The 20,502-nt window shown below is 74.5% G+C and carries 20 protein-coding genes; 9 read left to right on the forward strand and 11 right to left on the reverse strand.

Features of this window, described 5'->3' with window-relative positions; genetic code table 11:
• Positions 1–76 precede the first annotated feature (76 nt).
• On the reverse strand, positions 77–622 hold the full coding sequence (locus ACGFIA_RS05365; RefSeq protein WP_357383180.1) for a hypothetical protein: 546 nt from the start codon (positions 620–622) through the stop codon (positions 77–79).
• A gap of 359 nt (positions 623–981) precedes the next feature.
• Between ACGFIA_RS05365 and ACGFIA_RS05370 the strand changes: the two genes are divergently transcribed.
• Positions 982–1,830, forward strand: a complete 849-nt coding sequence (locus ACGFIA_RS05370; RefSeq protein ID WP_393258769.1) for a hypothetical protein — start codon at positions 982–984, stop codon at positions 1,828–1,830.
• A 50-nt stretch (positions 1,831–1,880) separates the two neighbouring features.
• On the opposite strand, the gene ACGFIA_RS05375 is transcribed toward ACGFIA_RS05370, so the two are convergent.
• Positions 1,881–2,438, reverse strand: a complete 558-nt coding sequence (locus ACGFIA_RS05375) for a M23 family metallopeptidase (protein WP_393258771.1) — start codon at positions 2,436–2,438, stop codon at positions 1,881–1,883.
• A 170-nt stretch (positions 2,439–2,608) separates the two neighbouring features.
• On the opposite strand from ACGFIA_RS05375, the gene ACGFIA_RS05380 reads away from it, so the two are divergent.
• Positions 2,609–5,554, forward strand: coding sequence for an AAA domain-containing protein (locus ACGFIA_RS05380; protein WP_393258773.1), 2,946 nt, complete (start codon positions 2,609–2,611; stop codon positions 5,552–5,554).
• Here the strand turns inward: ACGFIA_RS05380 and ACGFIA_RS05385 are convergent.
• The gene (locus ACGFIA_RS05385; RefSeq protein WP_393259308.1) at positions 5,533–7,314 is read right to left on the reverse strand and encodes an ABC transporter ATP-binding protein; all 1,782 of its coding nucleotides are present in this window, start codon (positions 7,312–7,314) and stop codon (positions 5,533–5,535) included. The genes ACGFIA_RS05380 and ACGFIA_RS05385 overlap by 22 nt on opposite strands.
• A 104-nt stretch (positions 7,315–7,418) precedes the next feature.
• Between ACGFIA_RS05385 and ACGFIA_RS05390 the strand changes: the two genes are divergently transcribed.
• Positions 7,419–7,835 carry a MarR family winged helix-turn-helix transcriptional regulator gene (locus ACGFIA_RS05390; protein WP_393258775.1) on the forward strand — a complete coding sequence of 139 codons (417 nt, stop codon included), beginning with the start codon at positions 7,419–7,421 and terminating at the stop codon, positions 7,833–7,835.
• Between the two features lie 11 nt (positions 7,836–7,846).
• Here the strand turns inward: ACGFIA_RS05390 and ACGFIA_RS05395 are convergent, their stop codons facing one another.
• The 8 genes from ACGFIA_RS05395 to ACGFIA_RS05430 all read right to left on the reverse strand — a co-directional run bounded on the left by ACGFIA_RS05395 (position 7,847) and on the right by ACGFIA_RS05430 (position 15,134).
• Positions 7,847–8,473: a TetR/AcrR family transcriptional regulator gene (locus tag ACGFIA_RS05395; RefSeq protein ID WP_393258777.1), complete on the reverse strand. Its 627-nt coding sequence runs from the start codon at positions 8,471–8,473 to the stop codon at positions 7,847–7,849.
• An 88-nt stretch (positions 8,474–8,561) separates the two neighbouring features.
• Positions 8,562–9,833, reverse strand: a complete 1,272-nt coding sequence (locus ACGFIA_RS05400) for an ABC transporter substrate-binding protein (protein ID WP_393258779.1) — start codon at positions 9,831–9,833, stop codon at positions 8,562–8,564.
• A gap of 50 nt (positions 9,834–9,883) precedes the next feature.
• Positions 9,884–11,029: a branched-chain amino acid ABC transporter permease gene (locus ACGFIA_RS05405; RefSeq protein ID WP_393258781.1), complete on the reverse strand. Its 1,146-nt coding sequence runs from the start codon at positions 11,027–11,029 to the stop codon at positions 9,884–9,886.
• Positions 11,026–11,904: a branched-chain amino acid ABC transporter permease gene (locus ACGFIA_RS05410; protein ID WP_357383155.1), complete on the reverse strand. Its 879-nt coding sequence runs from the start codon at positions 11,902–11,904 to the stop codon at positions 11,026–11,028. The genes ACGFIA_RS05405 and ACGFIA_RS05410 overlap by 4 nt, the downstream gene beginning before the upstream one ends.
• Before the next feature lie 13 nt (positions 11,905–11,917).
• A complete protein-coding gene (locus ACGFIA_RS05415) occupies positions 11,918–12,634 on the reverse strand; it encodes an ABC transporter ATP-binding protein (protein ID WP_357383153.1) in 717 nt (238 codons plus the stop codon).
• Positions 12,631–13,443, reverse strand: coding sequence for an ABC transporter ATP-binding protein (locus ACGFIA_RS05420; RefSeq protein ID WP_393258784.1), 813 nt, complete (start codon positions 13,441–13,443; stop codon positions 12,631–12,633). The genes ACGFIA_RS05415 and ACGFIA_RS05420 overlap by 4 nt, the downstream gene beginning before the upstream one ends.
• Positions 13,444–13,581: 138 nt before the next feature.
• Positions 13,582–14,787 (reverse strand): RNA polymerase sigma factor, encoded by a 1,206-nt coding sequence (locus ACGFIA_RS05425; protein ID WP_393258786.1) that lies wholly within the window; start codon positions 14,785–14,787, stop codon positions 13,582–13,584.
• Positions 14,784–15,134, reverse strand: coding sequence for a YciI family protein (locus tag ACGFIA_RS05430; RefSeq protein ID WP_064445706.1), 351 nt, complete (start codon positions 15,132–15,134; stop codon positions 14,784–14,786). The genes ACGFIA_RS05425 and ACGFIA_RS05430 overlap by 4 nt, the downstream gene beginning before the upstream one ends.
• A 59-nt stretch (positions 15,135–15,193) precedes the next feature.
• On the opposite strand from ACGFIA_RS05430, the gene ACGFIA_RS05435 reads away from it, so the two are divergent.
• The 6 genes from ACGFIA_RS05435 (at position 15,194) to ACGFIA_RS05460 (ending at position 20,490) form a co-directional block, all read left to right on the forward strand.
• Positions 15,194–16,582 carry a flavin monoamine oxidase family protein gene (locus tag ACGFIA_RS05435; RefSeq protein ID WP_393258789.1) on the forward strand — a complete coding sequence of 463 codons (1,389 nt, stop codon included), beginning with the start codon at positions 15,194–15,196 and terminating at the stop codon, positions 16,580–16,582.
• A gap of 126 nt (positions 16,583–16,708) precedes the next feature.
• Entirely contained in the window at positions 16,709–17,455 is a 747-nt protein-coding gene (locus ACGFIA_RS05440) for a lysozyme (RefSeq protein WP_393258791.1), read from the forward strand.
• 88 nt (positions 17,456–17,543) lie between these two features.
• Complete coding sequence (locus tag ACGFIA_RS05445) at positions 17,544–18,218, forward strand: peptidoglycan recognition family protein (protein ID WP_393258793.1); 675 nt, start codon at positions 17,544–17,546, stop codon at positions 18,216–18,218.
• A gap of 99 nt (positions 18,219–18,317) precedes the next feature.
• Positions 18,318–18,680 (forward strand): metalloregulator ArsR/SmtB family transcription factor, encoded by a 363-nt coding sequence (locus tag ACGFIA_RS05450; RefSeq protein WP_357383141.1) that lies wholly within the window; start codon positions 18,318–18,320, stop codon positions 18,678–18,680.
• Positions 18,677–19,318, forward strand: a complete 642-nt coding sequence (locus ACGFIA_RS05455) for an SRPBCC family protein (protein WP_393258795.1) — start codon at positions 18,677–18,679, stop codon at positions 19,316–19,318. Before ACGFIA_RS05450 ends, ACGFIA_RS05455 begins: the two co-directional genes overlap by 4 nt.
• 662 nt (positions 19,319–19,980) lie before the next feature.
• Positions 19,981–20,490 carry an NUDIX domain-containing protein gene (locus ACGFIA_RS05460; RefSeq protein WP_357383137.1) on the forward strand — a complete coding sequence of 170 codons (510 nt, stop codon included), beginning with the start codon at positions 19,981–19,983 and terminating at the stop codon, positions 20,488–20,490.
• Positions 20,491–20,502 lie beyond the last annotated feature (12 nt).

A 20,502-nucleotide genomic window follows, 5' to 3' on the forward strand; every position in this document is an offset into this window, starting at 1 on the left:
CCCGGCCGGCGAGGCTCGACCTGCCGCTGGGCGGCCACCCCGAGCCCGGCCCCGCCGCACGCTTCCCGGGCATCGGTCAGTCCTGGGTGCCGGCGAACAGGGTCCAGGCGTCGATCTCGGTCGGCGCGAGCGGTCGCGCCGGCAGATAGGAGGCCAGGTCGCGGAAGTCAGCGGTGGCGTTGTGTACGCACACCGCCAGCGAGAAGTGGAGCAGTTCCCGCACGACGTGCGCGTCGGGCGCGGTCACGTCGTCGAGCAGCGGGCTGCGCACGTCGAGCGCGAACACCACGTGACAGGCGCTCTGGTCGGCCTTCACGACGCAGTAGTAGCGCCCGGCCTCGGCCAGCCGGTTGCGGATGTTCGCCCAGGCCATCGCCCCGGAGATGTCCGGCACGTCGGCGCCGGCCGCGCACGCCATCCGGAAGAACCAGCGGGCCGGGTCGTCTGGCGACACCGCGCCGTAGACAAGCACCAGGCCGCCACGGTGGAACACGGCGAAGCCCTGCACGTCGGGGGTGAGGTCCAGGAAGTCCGGGGTCCAGACCCGGTCGTACTGCCGCTCGGCCAGGGACCGCACGAACTGCACGGTCCGGCCGGCGGCGTCGCGAGCGTCTACGCCCATGTGGTGTGGTCCTCCCCGGCGGATGGCGGAGCCTCACGCTACGAAGCGCGACGGAGCCCGATCAAGGCGTGATCATCGAGTCTGGATGGTTGGTCCCGTGAACGGGACCGAAACCGCTCCGAGTCCCACGGATAGGACTACGGGACGGCTCGTCCGATCGGTCAGCATCCGGCCCCGCACCCGCCGGAGCGGGCGGCACCGGCCGAACGCGCCGTGCGCGCGGCTGCGCGCGTACACCGGTCGGGGTTGTTAGCGTGGATCGCGGACCGCCACGGCGGTCCGGCCACCCCTCGCCCGACGGCCCGCGCGTCCCGACGCCCGCGGGACACGGTGCTGCGATCCGGCATGGAGGGGGTGCGATGACCGCGGTGCCGGAGGGGCCCGAACCGGCCGGCGGCCCGCCGGAGCCCGGCGTGCCGGCGGACGGCCGACGGCGGTGGGCCGGGCGGGCGCGGGCGTTCGGCGCGGCGGCGCGCGTGCGGGCCCGGCGCTTCTGGGACGGTGCCCAGCCGACGCTGCGGCAGCTCTGGTGGACCGAGGAGCCGGTGACGCCGGTGACCACTGTCGACCGGCGCGTCCCGGAGCCGCTCGCGGTGCCGGCCCAGGGCGAGGTGTACGTGTTCCTGGTCCGGGCCACCTACACCTGGTCGTCGGACTCGGCGCGGCCGGAACTGTTCGGCTGGTACGTGGACTACTTCCAACGGCAGGCCACGCAGCGCCTGCACCGGCTCGCGGTCCGGTACGCGGTGGACGTGCCGCCGCACCGCCCGCGCGACCTGCACGCCGCGTTGACCGCCGCGCTCGCCGACGACGACCCGCCGCCCTGGACGTACGCGCACGGCGAGGTGACGTTCACCTGCGAGCCGGACGTCACAGTGCACCTGGACGAGCGGGTACGCCGGCTGCTCCAGCCGTACTGGGAGCAGCGCATCGCGCTGGAGTGCGAGCGCGACCTGGCCCGCCGTCGCGCCGGGTACGCCGAGGAGCACGACCGGCGCGACCAGCGCGACCAGCGCGACCGGGCGGCGGACGCGCGCGGGACGCCCGGCGGGGCGGGCACCGGCCCGGGGCAGGGGCGGCGTGGCGCACGGCCGGACGGTCCGGTCGAGTCGTTCACCCCGCTGGAGCCGCTGCTCCCCCCGCCCGCGCCGCGTCCGGCCCCGGGACAGCGGTCGCGGGCGGACGGCCCGGAGCCGCCGGCGGTCTGAGCCCGCCAGTCAGGCCGGGACGGCGGCGTCGGATCGGGTCCCGGCGCCGGTCAGCAGCCGTTGGTGCTGGTCTGGTTGCGCTTGAGCCCGTCGGACCAGGTGACGCCCTGGACGACGGCCACCACGACGCTGCCGTCGTGGATCTGCTCGTAGTGCAGGTGCGGGCTGAGGTCGTACTTCGCCGAGGTCGCGCCGACCCGCCCGATGACGTCGCCGCGCTTGACGGTGTCGCCCTTCTCCACGGCCCGGGAGTTGAGGTGGGCGTACCGGGTGCGCCAGCCGTCACCGTGCCCGATGACGATGGTGTTCCCGTAACCGGAGGTGGTGGAGTAGTACGACTCCAGCACGGTGCCGGCGGCGCTGGCGACCGTCCGGCGGTTGAGGTCGTCGGGGCTGCCGCTGGCGTCGTAGTGGTTCCAGTCGATGGCGTGGGCCGGGCTGTGCCCGTTCCAGTTGTTGCCCTGCCAGGTCTGGCCGCACAGGAACGGCATCCGGAAGCCCGGCCGGGCGGCCTGCGCGGGCTGCACGCCGAGCATCGCACCGGCGACGACGGCGACAGTGAGCACTGCGGGCACGCGCATCCGGGCCGCGGTGAACGTCAGGGACATCGACCTCTCCTCTTCATCGACAACGATGTAAATCGATGCTAGGGCCGCCGCCCCGCCGGGTAAATAGCTACAGATATGAATGTCTGGGCAAAGGTTTCCTACACTCCGTCGCCCGGCGGCGTCGTTCGGCGGTGGCCGGGCCGGGAGCACGTACGGCACAATCGCGGGCGATGGAGGCGGCCGAGATCCTCACCGCGCTCGCCGACCTGGCCCCGGCCGGCGCCGAGCGGGCCTTCGACGTCTCCGGCGCCGGCCGGCCGCTCATCTGGCTGCCCGGGCCCGACCGCGCGCCGCGCGACGCCCGGCTGGACCGGCTGGCCGCCCTCGACGCGCTGCACCGCGACCAGCGGATCCTGCGCCGGGGTCTGGCCTTCGTCGTCGGCGGCGCCGACCTCGACGGCAGCCACCGGCGGGTCCGCGTGCCGTTACTGGCCCAGCCGGTACGCCTGGAGCGCACCAGCCGGACCTACCGGATCGTGCCGGCCGGTGACCTGGAACTGACCACGCTGATCGAGGATCGGGACCTCGCCGGCCGGCTGGAGGCCGCCCCCGGGCTGGCCGGATCCGGCTGGCTCGGTGCGCCCGGCACCAGGGCGTGGATCACCGCCGCCGCCGAGGCCGCCGGCCTGAAGCTCGCGACGGTGCAGGCGCGACCGCCCCGCCGCGTCGACGACGAGACACTTGTCGGCGTCGCCGCCGCCGCGCTCTTCACCACCCGCGACGTGCTGGGCGGCCGGCTACGCGACACGCTGCTCGCCTGGACGGTCCGGCCCGGGCTGGCGGACACGGCCCTGAGTCGCCTCTACACCGACCAGGGCGGCGAGACCGTCCCGGTCGGCGGCAACGTCCCGGTCGGCGGCAATGTCCCAGTCGGCGGCAATGTCCGAGGCGGCCGCCGCGGACGGCGCGCGGACGGCAGACGGCGCGCGGACGCCGGTGGCGTGGCCGGCGAGGCGGAGGTGCTGTCGCCGTTGCCGTTGAGTCCTGCCCAGCGTGACGTGGTGCGGCGTACCCGCGTCGAACCGGTGGTGGTCGTCTCGGGCGCACCGGGCAACGGCAAGAGCCACGCCCTGGTCGCCGCCGCGCTGGACGCCGTGGACCGGGGTGGGTCGGTGCTCGTGGCCACCCAGTCGGTGCACGCCGCCGACGTGCTGGGTGAACTGCTGCGCCGGCACAGCGGCCCCGCACCGGTGCTGTTCGGCGACGCCGAGCGCCGGGAGACGATCGCCGCCGATCTGGCCGGCGGCGCGGGCGCCGGGACCGACGACGCCACACTGCGGGCCGCCGAGGCCGCCGTCGCGTCCGCCGCCGACCGGGTACGCGCCCTGTCGGACGCGATCACCGCTGCCCTCGACCAGGAACGCCGGGCCGCCACGCTGCCCGACTGGCAGCCGCTGCTGCCCGCCCTGAGCGGGGACCTCCCCCACCTGTTCGACCCGGACACCGACCTGGACGCGGTCCACGCCACGCTGGCGGCGTCGACGGCACCCGGTGACGGCTGGTGGCGGCGCTGGCGGCGGTCGCGGGCCGGGACACGGCTGCGCCGGCTCAGCGGCGGCGACGTACCCGCGGAACGGTTGCGAACAGCGGTGGAGGCGGCGGGCGCGGTACGGGCGGCGGCGCGGCTGGCGGCCACCGGCGGCACCGACCTGGCCGGCTCCTGGCGTGCCCTGGCCACCGCCGAGGCGGCGCTCGCCGAGGCCGTCGGCACGGCGATGCGCCACCGGGCGACGAGCGCCCACCGGTGGAGCGACGCGGCGCGGCGTGCCACGGGTGGCCTGGCCGCCGCGCTGCGGGCCGGACGCAACCGCCGCCGCGAACTGCTCGCCGGGCTGGACGCCCGGGCGCTGGTACGGGCGCTGCCGCTGTGGGTCGGCACGGTCACCGACGTCGAGGACCTGCTGCCCCCGATGCCGGGGATGTTCGACCTGGTGGTGCTCGACGAGGCCGCGCACATCGACCAGTTGCGGGCCGCGCCGGCGTTGGCCCGGGCCCGGCGGGCGCTGGTGGCCGGCGACCCCCGGCAGCTGCGGTTCGTGTCGTTCGTGGCCGACGTGGACGTGGCCGCCACCCTGCGCCGGCACGGTCTGGAACGCTTCGGCGACCGGCTCGACGTACGCCGGTCCAGCGCCTTCGACGTGGCCACCGGCGCCGCCCCGGTCACCTGGCTGGGCGAGCACCACCGGTCCGTGCCGCACCTGATCGGGTTCTCCGCGCGCCGGTTCTACGGCGACCGGCTGGAACTGGTCACCCGGCATCCGCGCAACGAGCGCGCCGACGTCATCGACGTGGTGACCGTCGAGGGTGCGAGCGTTGTCGACGGCGTCAACCAGGCCGAGGTCACCGCCGTCCTCGACCTGGTACGGCGGCTCGCCGCCGATCCCCCGCCGGGCGGCATCGCGGTGGTCACCCCGTTCCGCGCGCAGGCGGACGCGGTGGAGGCGGCGCTGCTGGCCGCGTACGACGTCGACGAGATCGAGCGCCTCGGCCTGCGCTCGGGCACGGTGCACGCGTTCCAGGGCAGCGAGGCGGACGTGGTGATCGCCTCACTCGGGCTGGTGGACGGCGACCCGCCGGCACGGCACCGGTTCGCCGCCGGGCCGAACCTGTTCAACGTGCTCGTCACCCGGGCCCGGAGGCGGCTGACCGTGGTCACCTCGCTGCGTTCGCCGGAGGGCCTGGTGGGTGACTTCCTGGCCTACGCGGACCGGCCACCCGTCGCGCCGGAGGCGGCGCCGGTGACCGGCTGGACCGCCGAGCTGGCCGAGGAGCTGCGCCGGCTCGGGCTGCCGGTGCGGCCCGGATATCCGGTGGGCCGGTGGCGCGTCGACCTTGGCGTGGGCGGGGACGCCGACGCCGTCGGGGTGATCTGCGGGGTGCACCCGGACGGTGCGGCGGCGCACCTGGAACGGCAGCGCACGCTGATCCGGGCCGGGTGGCGGCTGCACGAGGCGTTCGCCAGCCGCTGGGCGGGCGACCCGATCCGGGCCGCCCTGGAGCTGGCGTCGGGCATCGGCGCCGCCGGGCCGGGCACCGAAAGCGGCCCCGACGAGCCCGCCGGGCCCGGCACCGGCGGCACCGCGCGGGCCGGTGCTCAGCCGACCAGGGCGGCGTAGCGGCCGCGCCGGTCCAGCAGCGCGTCGTGGGTGCCGGATTCGACGATCCGGCCGTGGTCGAGGACGGCGATGCGGTCGGCGTCACGGACGGTGGAGAGCCGGTGCGCGATGGTCACCACGGTGCGGCCCCGGGCCAGCTCGTCCAGCGCCCGCTGGACCGCGCGCTCGGTCTCGGTGTCCAGCGCGCTGGTCGCCTCGTCCAGCACCAGGATCCGCGGGTCGCGCAGCAGGGTCCGGGCGATCGCCAGGCGCTGCTGCTCGCCGCCGGAGAACCGGTGGCCGCGTGAGCCGACCATGGTGTCGTACCCGTCGGGCAGCGCGCTGATGAGGTCGTGGATGCGCGCGGCGCGGGCGGCGGCCTCGATGTCGGCGTCGGTGGCGTCGGGGCGGGCGTACCGGAGGTTGTGCCGCACGGTGCCGTGCAGCAGGTACGTCTCCTGGCTGACCACGCCCACGACGGCGGCCAGGTCGGCCGGGCGCAGGTCGCGCAGGTCGATCCCGTCGATGGTGACGCGGCCGGCGTCCGGGTCGTGCAGCCGGCTGATCAGCGCGGCGAGTGTGCTCTTGCCGGAGCCGGTCTCCCCCACCAGGGCGAGGCTGGTGCCGGCGGGGACGTCCAGGCTGACGCCGGCCAGGGCGGCGGTGTCGCTGCCCGGGTAGCTGAAGGTGACGTCCTCGACGCGCAGGTGGCCGCGGGCGGTGGCCGGGTCCAGCGGGACCGGGCGATCCGGCTCGGCGACCTCGACGGGCAGGTCGAGGTATTCGAAGATGCGGGCGAACAGGGCCAGGGACGCGGTGAGCGTGACGCCGACGTTGAGCAGGCCCATCAGCGGCCGGAACAGGTTGCCCTGCAGCGCGGTGAACGCGACGAGCGTGCCGATGGTGAGCGTGCCGGCGGTGCCGGGCAGGCCGGCGCCCAGGTAGATCACCGCCGGGATGGCGGCGAAGACGATGCTCATGGCGGCCATCCGCCAGCGTCCGGCCAGCTCCGAGCGCAGTTCCAGGTCGACCAGGCGGGCCGAGGAGGTGGTGAACCGGTCGACCAGGGCGGGGCCGGTGCCGAGCGTCTTGGCCAGCCGTACGCCGCTTACCGACAGCCCCTCCTCGATGGTCACCGTGAGGTCGGCCAGTTCCCGCTGGCGCTGGGCGGTGATCTCCCGGCGCAGCCGGGCGACCCGGCGGGTGAGCCAGAGCGCGGGCGGCAGCACGACCGCTGAGACGAGCGTGAGACGCCAGCTCAGCGCCAGCATCGCGATGGTGGTGGCGACCACCGTGGTGAGGTTGGCGGCGATCGAGGTGGCGGTGGAGGTGACCACCGACTGCATGCCGCCGATGTCGTTGGTGATGCGCGACTGGACCTCGCCGGTGCGGGTGCGCACGAAGAAGCCGATCGACTGCCGCTGGAGGTGGGCGAAGACGTCGGTGCGCAGCCGGTGCATGACCTCCTGGCCGACGCGGGTGGAGATCCAGGTCTGGACGACGCCGAGCACGGCGGTCACGGCGGCGACCGCGACCATGCCCGCGACCAGCCAGGCCAGCAGCGTCAGGTCACGCTCCGGCAGGGCCCTGTCGATCACGGTACGCAGCAGGAAAGGCGTCGCCATCGCGATGATCGAGGACGCCACGATGATCGCCACCACGGTGGCGAGCGGGCCTCGGTGGGCGGTGAACAGGCCGCCGATGCGGCGCAGGGACACGTCGCGGGCCTGGGCCTTCTCGGCCGGGGAGACGGTTCGGCCGTCGCGACGGCCGTCGGGGATGCGATCCAAGGGTGCTCCTCGTGTGGGGGACGATGCTGCCACCAACAGTGCTGAGGTTACCTCAACATGAGGGAACAACACGAAAGCCTGTTACCGTATTCCCCGTGAGCGGCAGCGACGAGAGCCTGGCCGAGACGTTCTGGGCGGTGACCCGCCGGCTGCGGCACCAGACCAAGCGCGCGCTGGAACCGTGGGAGATCAGCCCCGGGCAGGCGCGGGCACTCGGCGTGCTGATGCGCCACGGCGCGCTGCGGCCCGGCGCGCTCGCCGAGCACCTGCGCATCGCCCCGCGTTCGGCCACCGAGGTGATCGACGGGTTGCAGGAACGTGGCCTGGTGCGGCGGCGGCCCGACCCGGGTGACAGGCGGGCCACGCTCGTCGAGCCGACCGCCGAGGGCGAGCGGGTGGGCGCGGCGATCCGGCAGGCGCGGGCCACCGAGGCGGAACGGTTCTTCGGCGCGCTGTCGCCGGACGACCGGGCCGAGCTGACCCGCATCCTGCGCCACCTGCGCGAGGACTGAGGCCGGCAGCCTCAGCGCAGGCCGGCGGCGATCGCGTCGACCAGCAGCGCACCCAGGGTGCGGGCCATCACGGCGCGGGCGGCCTCGACGTCGAGGCCCATCGAGTCGCGCATCATCGACCAGGCCGACCAGGTGCTGGCCACCGTCAGCGCGTCCAGCAGCTGCGCGCGGCCCGGCCCGGCCTGCGCCAGCTCCGGGGCGAACACCGTCTCGATCTCCTGGCGGACCCGGTCGACTGCGGCCTCCCGGTTGCGCCGCAGCTGCGGGGAGAACGGCTCCCGCAGCGCCGACGCGCGGGCCGAGGGCGCCAGCACCTCCAGCAGCCGGGCCCGCTGGTCGCAGAACGCGGCGATCCGGGCGGTCAGCGGCAGCTCCGGCGGCACCGGCTGCCAGAGCGTGGCCTGCCGCTCGCCGACCCGCCGCCCGGTCGCGGCGAACAGCGTCTCCATGTCCTTGAAGTTGGTCCAGAGCGTGCGCAGCGACACCCCGGCCCGCTCGGCGATCCGCTCCCCGGTGGGCCGCAGGTCACCGGAGTCGATCAGGGCCAGGTGCGCCTCCACGATCGCGGCCCGGGTGCGCTCGGCCCGCGCCGCGCGGCCGTCCACCCGCTCCGGCGGGTCGGCCTCCACCTCGATCATGGGTACGGATCTCCTGTGCTCGGGTACCGGCGGCCACTCTACGTGCGTGCCGCCGGGCGACCGGCACCCGGCCGCCCGGCGGTACGCCTCACGCGGTGGGCACCGCGTCGGCGGGCGGAGCGGTCGGCGGCTCGGTGAACTCGGTGACCGCCCCGGCACCGTCGTCCGTGGTGTAGGCGGGACCGAAGTACTCCTGCACACCGTTGCTCACCTTGGTGAGCCGGACACCGCCGTAGCCGGCGTGCACGCCGTCGGCGTACCGGAAGGGGACCAGGCCGGGGCCGCGGAAGCCGCCCTTGCGCACGGCCTCGACCAGCTTCTCCCGGGTGGGGTCGGGCCCGGCGGCCAGCATCGCCTGGACGAACGTGTACGCCATCGAGTAGCCGTAGATCGCGTTGCCGTCGACCGGGTTACCCGCGTTGTACCTCTGGTGGATCTTGGTGAACTCCTGGATCCACGGGTTGGCGGTGTCGGCCACGTTCGGCAGGTAGTTGTCGGCGACCATGCCCTCGAGGATCACCTTCTTGTCGCCGAGCTGGGCGGCCAGCGTGGTGTAGTCGGCGCCCACGTTGGAGACCACCCACTGCGCCTTGAAGCCCTGCCCGGCGGCCTGGCCCATGGCGAGTGCGGTGAAGCCGGGGATGGTCGCCGCGATCACCACCTGGCAGCCGGCCGCGCGCAGCGCCCCGATGGCCGGGCCGACCTGCTGGTTGGTGGTGGTGTACGTCTGCTTCGCCGCCACCGGGCCGAGGATCTGCTCCACCCCGGCGAGCGAGTCCCGCCCGAAGTCGTCGTTCTGCCCGAAGTGGCAGACCTTCGCGCCGGGGAACTCGCGCTTGACGTAGGCGGCGAGGATCTTGCCCTCGACCGTGTAGTCGGGCTGCCAGCCGAACGTCGTCGGATACTTGTCCGGCTGGTTCCAGTTGCGGCTGCCGGAGGCGACGAACAGGTCCGGCACCTTCTGCGTCTTGACGAACTCCAGCACGTTCGTGTGCGTCGGCGTGCCCAGGCCGCCGAGCAGCGCGAAGACCTTGTCGTCGAGCACCAGCTTGCGGACCACGTTCTCGGTGCTGGCCGGGTTGTAGCCGTCGTCCATGACCTTGTAGACGATCTTCCGGCCGTGCACCCCGCCCTTGCTGTTGACGTGCTCGAAGTACGCCTTCGTGGCCGCGGAGATCTTCGAGTAGCCGGGCGCGGCCGGTCCGGTGAGCGGTTGGTGGGTGCCGATGACGACCTCGGAGCCGGTGACGCCGGGGACGTTCTCGGCGGCCTGCTTCTCGTCGTCGGCGCAGGCGGGCAACGCGGCCAGCAGGGCGAGGCCGGTGGCGGCCGCGAGAACGCGACGGGTGGTGGGGCGCATGGTTCTCCAATCCGGTGCGGCGGTGCGAACGGTGGGTGGAACCGGTGAGGTCAGCGGTCCGGCGACCGGTGGGGGGCCCGGCGGCGGCGCGGCGCGGCGCGCAGCCGGGCGCGGGCGGCGCGGACGCCACCGGCGATGCCGCCCGGCGCGGCGAGCATGACGACGATGAGAACCAGGCCGAACACGGCCAGCGCGAGGTTGCCCTCCAGCCGCTGGGCCAGCCCGGCGGAGAGGCTGAGGTGTTCGGTGAGCAGGCCGGGCAGATCCTGGAGCGCGACGAGCAGCACCGCTCCCCAGACCGCGCCGGCCAGGCTGCCCAGCCCGCCGATGACGATGGCCATGAGCAGGAACAACGACAGGTCCAGCGGGAACTTGCCGGGCGCGACCGTGGCGGTGATCATGGCGTACGCGCCGCCGCCCAGACCAGCGCAGGCGGCGCTGACCACGAACGCGAGCACCTGCGTGCGGGCCACCGGGATGCCGGCGAGCCGGGCCGCGACCTCGTCGTCGCGTACCGCCCGCAGGGACCGGCCGAAGCGGCTGCGCACCAGGTTGGCCAGCAGCAGCATGGTGAGCAGCGCGGCGGCCAGCGCGATCCAGGCCAGCCAGCGTTCCGGCTGGAAGTAGGCGCCGAGCGCCGCCGGTGGCGTCTGCGCCGGGAACGGCAGACCCTGTTCGCCGTTGAACACGCCGGTGAAGATCGTGGTGACCGCCGGGACGAGCGTCGCCACGGCCAGCGTGACGCCGGCCAGGTAGGGGCCGCGCAGCCGGGCCGCGGCCAGCCCGATCACCAGCCCGCCGAACGCGGTCACCGCGACGGCCACGAGCAGCGACGCGGGCAGCGTCCACCAGCCGGACACGGCCCGCTCGTCCAGGGCCCGCTGGGTCAGCGCCACCGTGTAGGCGCCGGTGGCCATCAGCGCGCCGTGCCCGAGTGAGAGCTGGCCGTTGAGCCCGACCAGCACGGTGTGCCCGGCGGTGACGCAGAGGAACGCGCAGACGCGCGCCACCTGGAGGTTCTGGTACGGCGCGAGCTGGTTGGTGACCAGCACGACGAGCGTGCCGGCGAACACGGCCAGCGCCAGGTGACGCAGCAGCGTGGAGCCGCGCGCCTCGCGTCCGGCCGGCGCGCCGGGGAGCAGCCGCCGCAGCGGGGACGGTACCGCGGGCGCGATCTCGGTGGGGGTGGTCGTCACACGTGCCTCGCTCTCGCCGCGGAGAAGAGCCCGCCGGGGCGGACCAGCAGGACTGCCAGCAGCAGCACCAGGACGGCCAGCGGGGTGGTGTCCGGTCCGAGGTAGCCGGTGACGTAGGACAGGATCAGCCCGACCAGCAGGCCGCCGACCACCGCGCCGACCGGGCTGTCCAGGCCGCCGACCACGGCGGCGGTGAACGCGACCACGAAGACCAGGTCCATGGCGTGCGAGTGCAGGCCGAGTCCGGTGGGGACGACGAGCATGCCGGCCAGCGCGCCCACCCCGGCCGCGAGCGCCCAGCCGAGCGTGAGCATCCGGCCGACGCTGACGCCGAGCAGCCGGGACACCTCGGGCGCGAACGCGGCGGCCCGCATCCGCAACCCGACCGGGGTACGGGTGAACAGCAGCGCGAGCGACGCCACCACCGTCAACGCCGCGCCGAGCACCCACAGGTCGTACGGGGACAGCGCGGCCACCCCGCCGATGGTGAGCGCGTCGGTGTCGAAGGGCGCCGGGGCGGGCCGGTAGTCGTTGCCGAAGACCATGCCGAGCACCGCCTGGATGACCAGCACCAGCCCGAGCGCGACGATCACCTGGTTCAGTGGCCCGCCCGGCCCGGCGAACCGCATCAGCAGCCGCTCCACCAGCGCGCCCAGGGCCAGCCCGGACAGGATCGCCGCGGCCAGGCCCAGCCAGTACGAGCCGGTGGCGGAGACGACCGCGTACCCGATGTAGGCGGTGGCCACCGCCATCGCGCCCTGGGCGAAGTTGACCACCCGGGCGGCCCGCCAGATGAGCACCAGCGCGAGCGCGAACGCCGCGTAGACCGCCCCGGTGGCGAGCCCGTCGAAGGTGAGGAACCAGAACCGCTGCATCCGCCACCCCTTCCTAGAATCCGAGGTACGCGTGCCGGAGCTGGTCGTCGTCGCGCAGCCGGGCGGCCGGCGCGGCAGTCACCACCCGCCCGAGCGACATCACGATGCCCTGGTCGGCGACGGACAGCGCGGAACGCACGTTCTGCTCGACGAGCAGCACGGTGAGCCCGCGTTCGTCGCGCAGCCGCCGTAGCAGCGCCATGATCTGCGCGGTGACCTTCGGCGCCAGCCCGAGCGACGGTTCGTCGAGCAGCAGCAGCCGGGGCCGCGCGATCAGCGCCCGGCCGATCGCGAGCATCTGCCGTTCCCCGCCGGAGAGCTGGTGCCCGGCGTGGTCGCGGCGGCGGGCCAGGGCGGGGAACAGCTCGTACACCTCGTCCTGCGCGCGCCGGGCGTCGGCCCGGTCGCGCCGCCACAGCCCGCCCAGGCGCAGGTTCTCCGCCACTGTGAGCTCGGTGACGACGCCGCGTCCCTCCGGCACGTGCGCCAGGCCGCGCCGGACCAGGTGTTCCACCCGGACACCACGCAGGTCCTCCCCCGCGTACCGGACCCGGCCGCCGGTGGGCCGCAGCAGACCCGAGAGGGTACGCAGCAACGTGGTCTTGCCCGCGCCGTTGGCGCCCAGCACGGCGGTGACCGTGCCGGCCGGAACGGCGAACGCCACGTCGCGCAGCACCGGCACCGGGCCGTAGCCGCAGCTGAGCGCCTCCACCTCCAGCACGGCGGTCACGTCGTGCTCCCCTCGGCCGGCACGTCGGCCCCGAGGTACGCCTCGGTGACCCGCGGGTCGTCGCGGATGCTCTCCGGGTCACCGGCGGCGATCACCTTGCCGAAGTCGAGCACCACCAGCTCGTGGCAGACGGACATGACCAGGTCCATGTGGTGCTCGACGAGCAGCACGGCACAGCCGTCGTCGCGTCCGGGCAGCGCGCGGACCAGGTCGGCCAGTTCGGCCACGTCGTCGGCGCCGAGGCCGCCGGCCGGTTCGTCGAGCAGCAGCAGCCGGGGCCGGGCGATCAGCGCGCGGGCCAGCGCGACGCGCTTGCGCACCGGGTACGGCAGGGTGGCCGGGGCGGCGTCGGCGTACTTCTCGATGCCCAGCTCGGCGAGCAGGTCCATGGCCCGGGCGCGCAGCCGGCGCTCGTCCCGGTCGCTGCGGGGCAGGCCGAACAGGGCGGCGGCGAACCCGGCGCGGGCGGTGTGGCTGGCTCCGGCGACCACGTTCTCCAGCACGGTCAGGCCGGCGAACAGGCCGACGCCCTGGAGGGTGCGGGCGATGCCGAGGCGGGTGAGGGCGTGCGGGCGGGGCCGGAACGGCCTGCCGTCCAGTGTGAGCGATCCGCCGGTCGGCCGGACGAACCCGCAGACCACGTTGAACAGCGTGGTCTTGCCGGCGCCGTTGGGCCCGATCACGCCGACGACCCGGCCGGGCGGCACCCGCAGCGAGACGTCGTCGAGGGCGGTCAGGCCGCCGAAGCGTACGCCGACGCGGTGCAGCGCCAGGCCCTGATCGTCGGTGGCTGTGGCCGGTGGGCTCATCGTCACCTCGTGCCGGTCGACGGAGCGCGGAAACTAATTACACCGGGAGTGTACTTTTCTCTGCCGCCGCGTCAATGCCCCGCCGATCATCGCTCGTTTCCCGGGGTCATCGGCCTCCTACGTGCACGGTCGGTGCGATCATCCCGGCATGCGGTCGCGGGCGCGCCGCAGGAACGTCTGTTCCGCCGCGTTGCCGGTGCCGGCGATCGCCGCGTCGTACGCGGCCCGCGCCCGCGCCGGACGGTCCAGCCGGCGCAGCAGGTCGGCCCGGATCGCGTGCCACACGTGGTAGCCGGCCAGGTCCAGGCGTTCCACTTCGGCCAGTCCGGCCGCCGCCCCGCGTACCTCGGCCAGCGCGACCGCCCGGTTCAGCGCCACCACCGGCCCGGGCGCGACGGCGGCCAGCTGGTCGTAGAGCGCGAGGATCTGCCGCCAGTCGGTGTCGGCGGCGGCGGGCGCGTCGGCGTGCACGGCGCCGATCGCGGCCTGGATCTGGTACGGGCCGGGCCGGTTCCGGCGCAGGCAGCGGCGGACCAGCTCCTGCCCCTCGGCGATCAGCTCCCGGTCCCACCGGCCGCGCTCCTGCTCGGCCAGCGACACCGGCACGCCGTCCGGGCCGGTCCGGGCGTCGCGGCGGGCCTCGGTGAGCAGCATCAGCGCGAGCAGGCCGAGCGCCTCCGGCTCGTCCGGCATGAGCGTGACCAGCAGCCGGCCCAGCCGGATCGCCTCGGCGCCCAGCTCGGCGCGGCCCAGACGGTCCCCCGCGCTCGCCGTGTGCCCCTCGTTGAAGATCAGGTACACCACCGCGAGCACCCCGCGCAGCCGGTCGGGCAGGTCCGCGTCGCGCGGCACCCGGTACGGGATGCCGGCGTCGCGGATCTTCGCCTTGGCCCGGACCAGGCGCTGGGCCATCGTCGGCTCCGGCACCAGGAAGGCCCGCGCGATCTCGGCGGTGCTCAGGCCGCCGAGCAGGCGCAGCGTCAACGCCACCCGGGCGCCGGTGCCGAGCGCCGGGTGACAGCAGGTGAAGATCAGGCGCAGGCGGTCGTCGGGCACGGGCCCCTCCTCGGCGGGCGGGTCGGCGGCGTGCAACAGGGCCGCCTCGGCGTGCCGGGCGGCCCGGGTCGCCTCACGGCGCAACCTGTCGATCGCCCGGTTCCGGGCGGTGGTGATGATCCAGCCGGCCGGGCTGGCCGGCGGGCCGTCGGCGGCCCAGCGCGTCACCGCGACGGTGAACGCCTCCTGGACCGCCTCCTCGGCGAGGTCGATGTCGCCGAGGAGGCGGACCAGGACGGCTACCGCGCGGCCGTACTCGGCCCGGAAGACCCGTTCGACAGCGGTCATCCCTCGCCCTGGAACGGGCGGACCTCGATCGGCAGCGTGGTGGCGAGGGCGTAGCGGCGACCCCAGTCCAGCGCGGCGTCCAGGTCGGGCGCCCGGATGATGGTGACGCCGCCCAGGTACTCCTTGCCCTCGGCGAACGGCCCGTCGGTCACCAGCACCTCGTCACCGGCCGGGCGCAGCACGGTGGCGGTCTGCGGGTCGTGCAGGCCGTTGCCGAACACCCAGCAGCCCGCCTCCCGCAGGTCCCGGCCGATGGCCTCGACCTCGCGCATCACCCCGGCCAGGAACTCCGGGTCCGGACGGCCCTGGCCGGCCGGCTGGTACATGCTGATCAGGTACTGCTTCATCGGTGTCTCCTCACCGCCGGGGACGGCCCCGCGCCGCCCCTTCACCCTCCACACGAACGGTGGGCGCCGGTTTCGACACGCCGGGCCGGGTGAATCCGGCCGGGAGCGGGGTACGCCGTCGCGTGCGCCGTCACCGGGTCGTCGTGGTGGGCGCCGGGTTCTCCGGCCTGGCCTGCGCGCTCGCCCTGGACGCCGCAGGCGCCGAGGTACGGGTGCTGGAGGCCCGGGACCGGGTGGGCGGCCGGACGCTCAGCCGCCCGCTGCCCGGCGGCGGCTGGCTGGATCTCGGCGCGCAGTGGATCGGCCCGACCCAGGAGCGGATGTACGCGCTCGTCGCCACGTACGGCCTGACCACGTTCCCCTCCCCCACGCGGGGCACGGCGACGCTGCTGCTCGGCGGACGCCCGGCCACCGGCGAGCCACCGGGGCTGTCCGCGCTGCTTGACACGCTCGACGAGATGGCGGGCGTGCTCGACCCGGCCGCGCCGTGGCGGGCGGACGAGGCGGCCCGGTGGGACCGGATCACGTTCGGCGGCTGGCTCGACGCGAGCGCGGCCGACCCGGCCACCGCCGGGTACGCGGCCCGGATGCTCGCCGGTGGGCTGCTGGCCGCCTCGGCGGACGAGGTCTCGCTGCTGCACATGCTGTTCTACCTGCGCAGCGGCGGCGGCACCCGCTCACTGTTGCGCATGGCCGGTGGCGCCCAGCAGGACCGCGTGACAGGCGGTCCGGCCGCGCTGGCCGAGCGGATGGCCGCCGCGCTGCCGCCGGGGAGCCTGTGCCTGCGCGCCCCGGTGGACGGCGTCGCGCAGGACGGCGACGGCGTGCGGGTGCGCTCCGGCGGCGAGACTCACCGCGGCGACGCGGTGGTGGTCGCGCTGGCACCGACGCTGGCCGGGCGCATCCGGTACGACCCGCCGCTGCCGCCGCTGCGCGACGGGCTGACCCAGCGGATGCCGATGGGCGTGGCGCTCAAGGTGCACGCGCTCTACCCGGAGCCGTTCTGGCGGGCCGACGGCCGCTCCGGCGTGTCCAGCACCGACACCGGGCCGCTCACCGAGACGGTGGACAACTCGCTGCCGGGAGCGCCGGGCGGGGTGCTCACCGCGTTCAGCTACGGCGCACAGGCCCGGGCGCTGCGCCGGCTACCTGATGACGCGCGCCGGGACGCGCTGTGCGACGCGCTCGCCGCGATCTTCGGCCCGGCCGCCGCGCGCCCCGACGACCTCGTCGAGTACGACTGGTCGGCCGACGAGTGGACGCGCGGCTGCTTCTGCGGCGTCCTGCCACCCGGCGCGTGGTGCGCGTACGGCCCGGAACTGCGCGCGCCCATGGGCCGGGTGCACTGGGCCGGCACCGAGACCGCGACCCGGTGGAGCGGCTACCTGGAGGGCGCGGTGACCGCCGGCGAGCGCGCCGCCACCGAGGCGCTCGCCCAGCTCGGCTGAGCGCCATATTCAGCGAGATTCTTCGATGAAATCTATTGAAAAGTTTCTCCGCCCTATGCCCTAATGGCGACAGTTCCTTTCGTCATACTCCCGCCGCCGGAACGCGGCAACCCCCAGGGAGGACAGATGCACAGATCGATCCGATCGGCGCTGCGCGCGGCCGGAGCCGCACTGCTCGCCACCGTCACCGTCGCCGCGGCGACCCTGTCCGGGACGGCTCCCGCCTCCGCCGCCCCGGCCGGACTGCCCGGCATGGACGTCTCCAGCTACCAGGGCAACGTGAACTGGTCCGGGGCATGGGCGAACGGCGCCCGGTTCGCCTACGTCAAGGCGACCGAGGGCACCTACTACACCAACCCGTACTTCGCCCAGCAGTACAACGGCTCGTACAACGTCGGGATGATCCGCGGCTCGTACCACTTCGCCCGCCCCGACACCACCAGCGGCGCCACCCAGGCCAACTACTTCGTCGACCACGGCGGCGGCTGGTCGAAGGACGGCCGGACGCTGCCCGGCGCGCTGGACATCGAGTACAACCCCTACGGCGCGACCTGCTACGGCCTGAGCCAGGCGTCGATGCGCAGCTGGATCGCCTCGTTCGTCAACCAGTACTACGCCCGCACCGGCCGGTGGGCCACCATCTACACGACCACCGACTGGTGGAGCACCTGCACCGGCAACACCTCGCAGTTCGCCGCCAACAACCCACTGTGGATCGCCCGCTACGCGAGCAGCGTCGGCACGCTGCCGGCGGGCTGGGGCACGTACTCGTTCTGGCAGTGGTCCTCCTCCGGGGTCTTCCCCGGTGACCAGAACGTCTGGAACGGCTCGCTCGACCGGCTGCGCGTGCTGGCCTGCAACGGACCCTGCTGAGCCCGGCCCGGGCGTGGCGGGCGGTGCCGGTCCCGCCACGTCCGGCGTACCGGAAGATCCGGCGCTCCCCTTCCGCGAGGAGGTTGCGATGTCCGTTCCCGTACCCCGGCGGACCGTGCTGCGCGGCGCGGTCCTGCTCGGCGCCGCCGCCGGCGTCGGCGCGCTGACCCAGATCGGCGCCGGTCCCGGCGCTCGGGCCGCCGCCACCCGGGTCGACCAGCCGACCATCGCCAACTGCGCGACCTGGGGCGCCCGCCCGCCCTCGTCGCCGGTGAGCGTGGTGTCGAGCCGACCCAACAAGATCATCATCCATCACACGGCGTTCCCGAACACCACCGACTACAGCCTGGCGCAGGCGTACCGGAACTCCCGCGACATCCAGGACCTGCACATGGACGGCAACGGCTGGCTCGACTCCGGGCAGCACTTCACAAACAGCCGGGGCGGCTACCTGACCGAGGGCCGGCACGGCAGTCTCTACGCGCTGCTGCACGGCCAGACCATGGTGCAGGGCGCGCACTGCGTCGGGCAGAACAGCCAGGCCATCGGCATCGAGAACGACGGCATCTACGTGGACGTGCAGCCGCCGCAGGCGCTCTGGAACAGCCTCGTCACGTTCTGCGCGTTCACCTGCCAGCAGTACGGCATCGCGCCCACCGAGATCTACGGGCACAAGGACTTCAACAACACGCAGTGCCCGGGGCTGCTGCACGACCGCCTCCCCGAGCTGCGCCGTACCGTCGCCGCCCGTCTCGGCGGCTGACCCACGGGGGTACGCGGGGCGCCCGGGTGCGACGGGCGCCCCGCGCAGCCTGCTGCGTTAGTCCTGGCTTATATAAGCCTCTCCTGATATACATGGGTCGTGCACGCCTTCGACGTCCTCGGCGACCCGGTCCGCCGCCGGATCCTGGAGCTGCTCGCCGACGGCGAACAGCCCGCCGGCACGCTCGGCGAGACCGTGCGGCGCGAGTTCGGCATCAGCCAGCCCGCCGTCTCCCAGCACCTCAAGGTGCTGCGCGAACACGGCTTCACCACAGTGCGCGCCGAGGGCACCCGCCGCCTCTACGCCGTGGACCCCGCCCCGCTGCGCGACATCGACGCGTGGCTGGACGGGTTCCGCCGCTTCTGGACGCCGCCGCTGACGGCGCTCGCCACCGAACTGGCCCGGGGCCGCCGCGAACGACGGCTGCGCGAGGACACCACCGACGAGAGGACCGACCCATGATGGACGTGACCGGACAGATCAGCGCCGTCGAGCGCCGCATCGGCGACCGTACGCTGCCCGCCGGGCAGGCGCGGGTGCTCACCATCGCCCAGACGTACGACGCGCCGGTGGCCGACGTCTTCGACGCCTGCACCAATCCGGAACGGATACCCCGCTGGTTCCTGCCGATCTCCGGCGACCTGAGCCTCGGCGGCCGGTACCAGCTGGAGGGCAACGCCGGTGGCGTCGTCGAACGCTGCGACCCGCCGCACGGCTTCGCCGCCACCTGGGAGTTCGGCGGCGAGGTGAGCTGGATCGAGGTACGGCTGCGCGAAGCCGGCCCGGGGCGTACCCGCTTCGAGTTGGAACACGTCGCGCACGTCGACGACGATCGGTGGGCCGAGTACGGTCCGGGCGCGGTCGGCATCGGCTGGGACCTGGCGCTGCTCGGCCTGGCCTCCCACTTCGCCGCCGACGGCACGGGCGTCGACCCGGCCGCCGCGGCCGAGTGGATGGCCTCGCCCGACGGCCTGCGTTTCATCGCCGAGTCCAGCAGCGGCTGGACAGCGGCAAGCGTCGAGGCAGGTACCCCGGCCGAGGAGGCCCGAGCCGCGGCCGCCCGGGTCCAGGCCTTCTACACCGGCACCCCCGCCCCCTGACGCCCTCCGGGTCACCCCCTCCTCGCCGATCTTGCACTTTGAGCCCTTTCGGTGTCCGCTTCGCGCGGATTGCCGGGCACCAAAGTGCAAGATCGGCGGAGGTGGTGGGGAGTTGGCGTTCGCCCCGGGGGCTCGGGCTGTTCGGGTCCGGCTTGCTGAGGTCGGCGGCCTCTCCGGTGGCACCGGTCGCGTCCCGCTGACCGAGCGCGCTCGCCCCAGTCCGGCGTGCTCGGCTCGCTGCCCCACCGCATTCGCGTCCCATGACACGCTTCACCGGTCGCCCTCGCCGGGGTTTTAAGATCTTGGTAGGAAACGGCCCCCATAAGGGCCCTTTCCTACCAAGATCTATCCGCGTCCCGGGGTGCGGAACGGGTTTCTCTCGATGTGGAATGCCGCGCTCCACAGGGGCAGGAAGCGGGGCTCCGGGCCAGCCGTGGCGACGGGCGACGCGCGCGGCGAGCCAGCGAGCCAGCGAGGCCGGTGCGGTGCGGTGCGGCCGGTGCGGCGAGGGTGCCTGCGGTGGAGTCGGCCAGCGGTGACATCCACGGTGGCGGACTTGTGGCAACCGCTCGGGTTCGCCCTGATGGAGGCACGCGCCCAGCTCGCCGGTCGAGGGGGCGAGGCCTGACCTCCGGGGGCGGGTGCGGGTAACGTGCTGCGGCGTGACCGCGTACTCGCACTGCTCGTTCTGCGGCGCGGCCTACCCGGCGGGCGCCGGGTGGCCGCGCGTCTGTCCGTCCTGCGGCGAGACGGTGTGGCGCAATCCGCTGCCGGTGGCGGTGGCGGTGCTGCCGGTCCGCACGCCGGACGGGCTCGGCGTGGTGGTGGTACGCCGCGACATCGAACCGGCGCGTGGGCAGCTCGCGCTGCCGGGCGGCTTCATCGAGTACGGCGAGGAGTGGTCCGAGGCGCTCGTGCGTGAGCTGCGGGAGGAGACCGGGCTGCTGGCCGAGGCCGGCGAGGCGCGGCTGTTCGCGGTGCACGGCGCACCGGCGGGCGGCGCCATGATGGTCTTCGGCGTGCTGCCCGAACGGCCGGCCGGCGACCTGCCGCCGTCCGCGCCCACCGAGGAGGCCACCGAGTGGCTGGTGCTGACCGAGCCGGTCGAGCTGGCCTTCTCCACGCACACCCGGGTGCTGGCCGACTTCCTCGCCGGTCAACGCCCGCTCTGACCGGAACCCGGG

The sequence above is a fragment of the Micromonospora sp. NPDC049203 genome, assembly GCF_043197215.1.
Lineage (GTDB): Bacteria > Actinomycetota > Actinomycetes > Mycobacteriales > Micromonosporaceae > Micromonospora.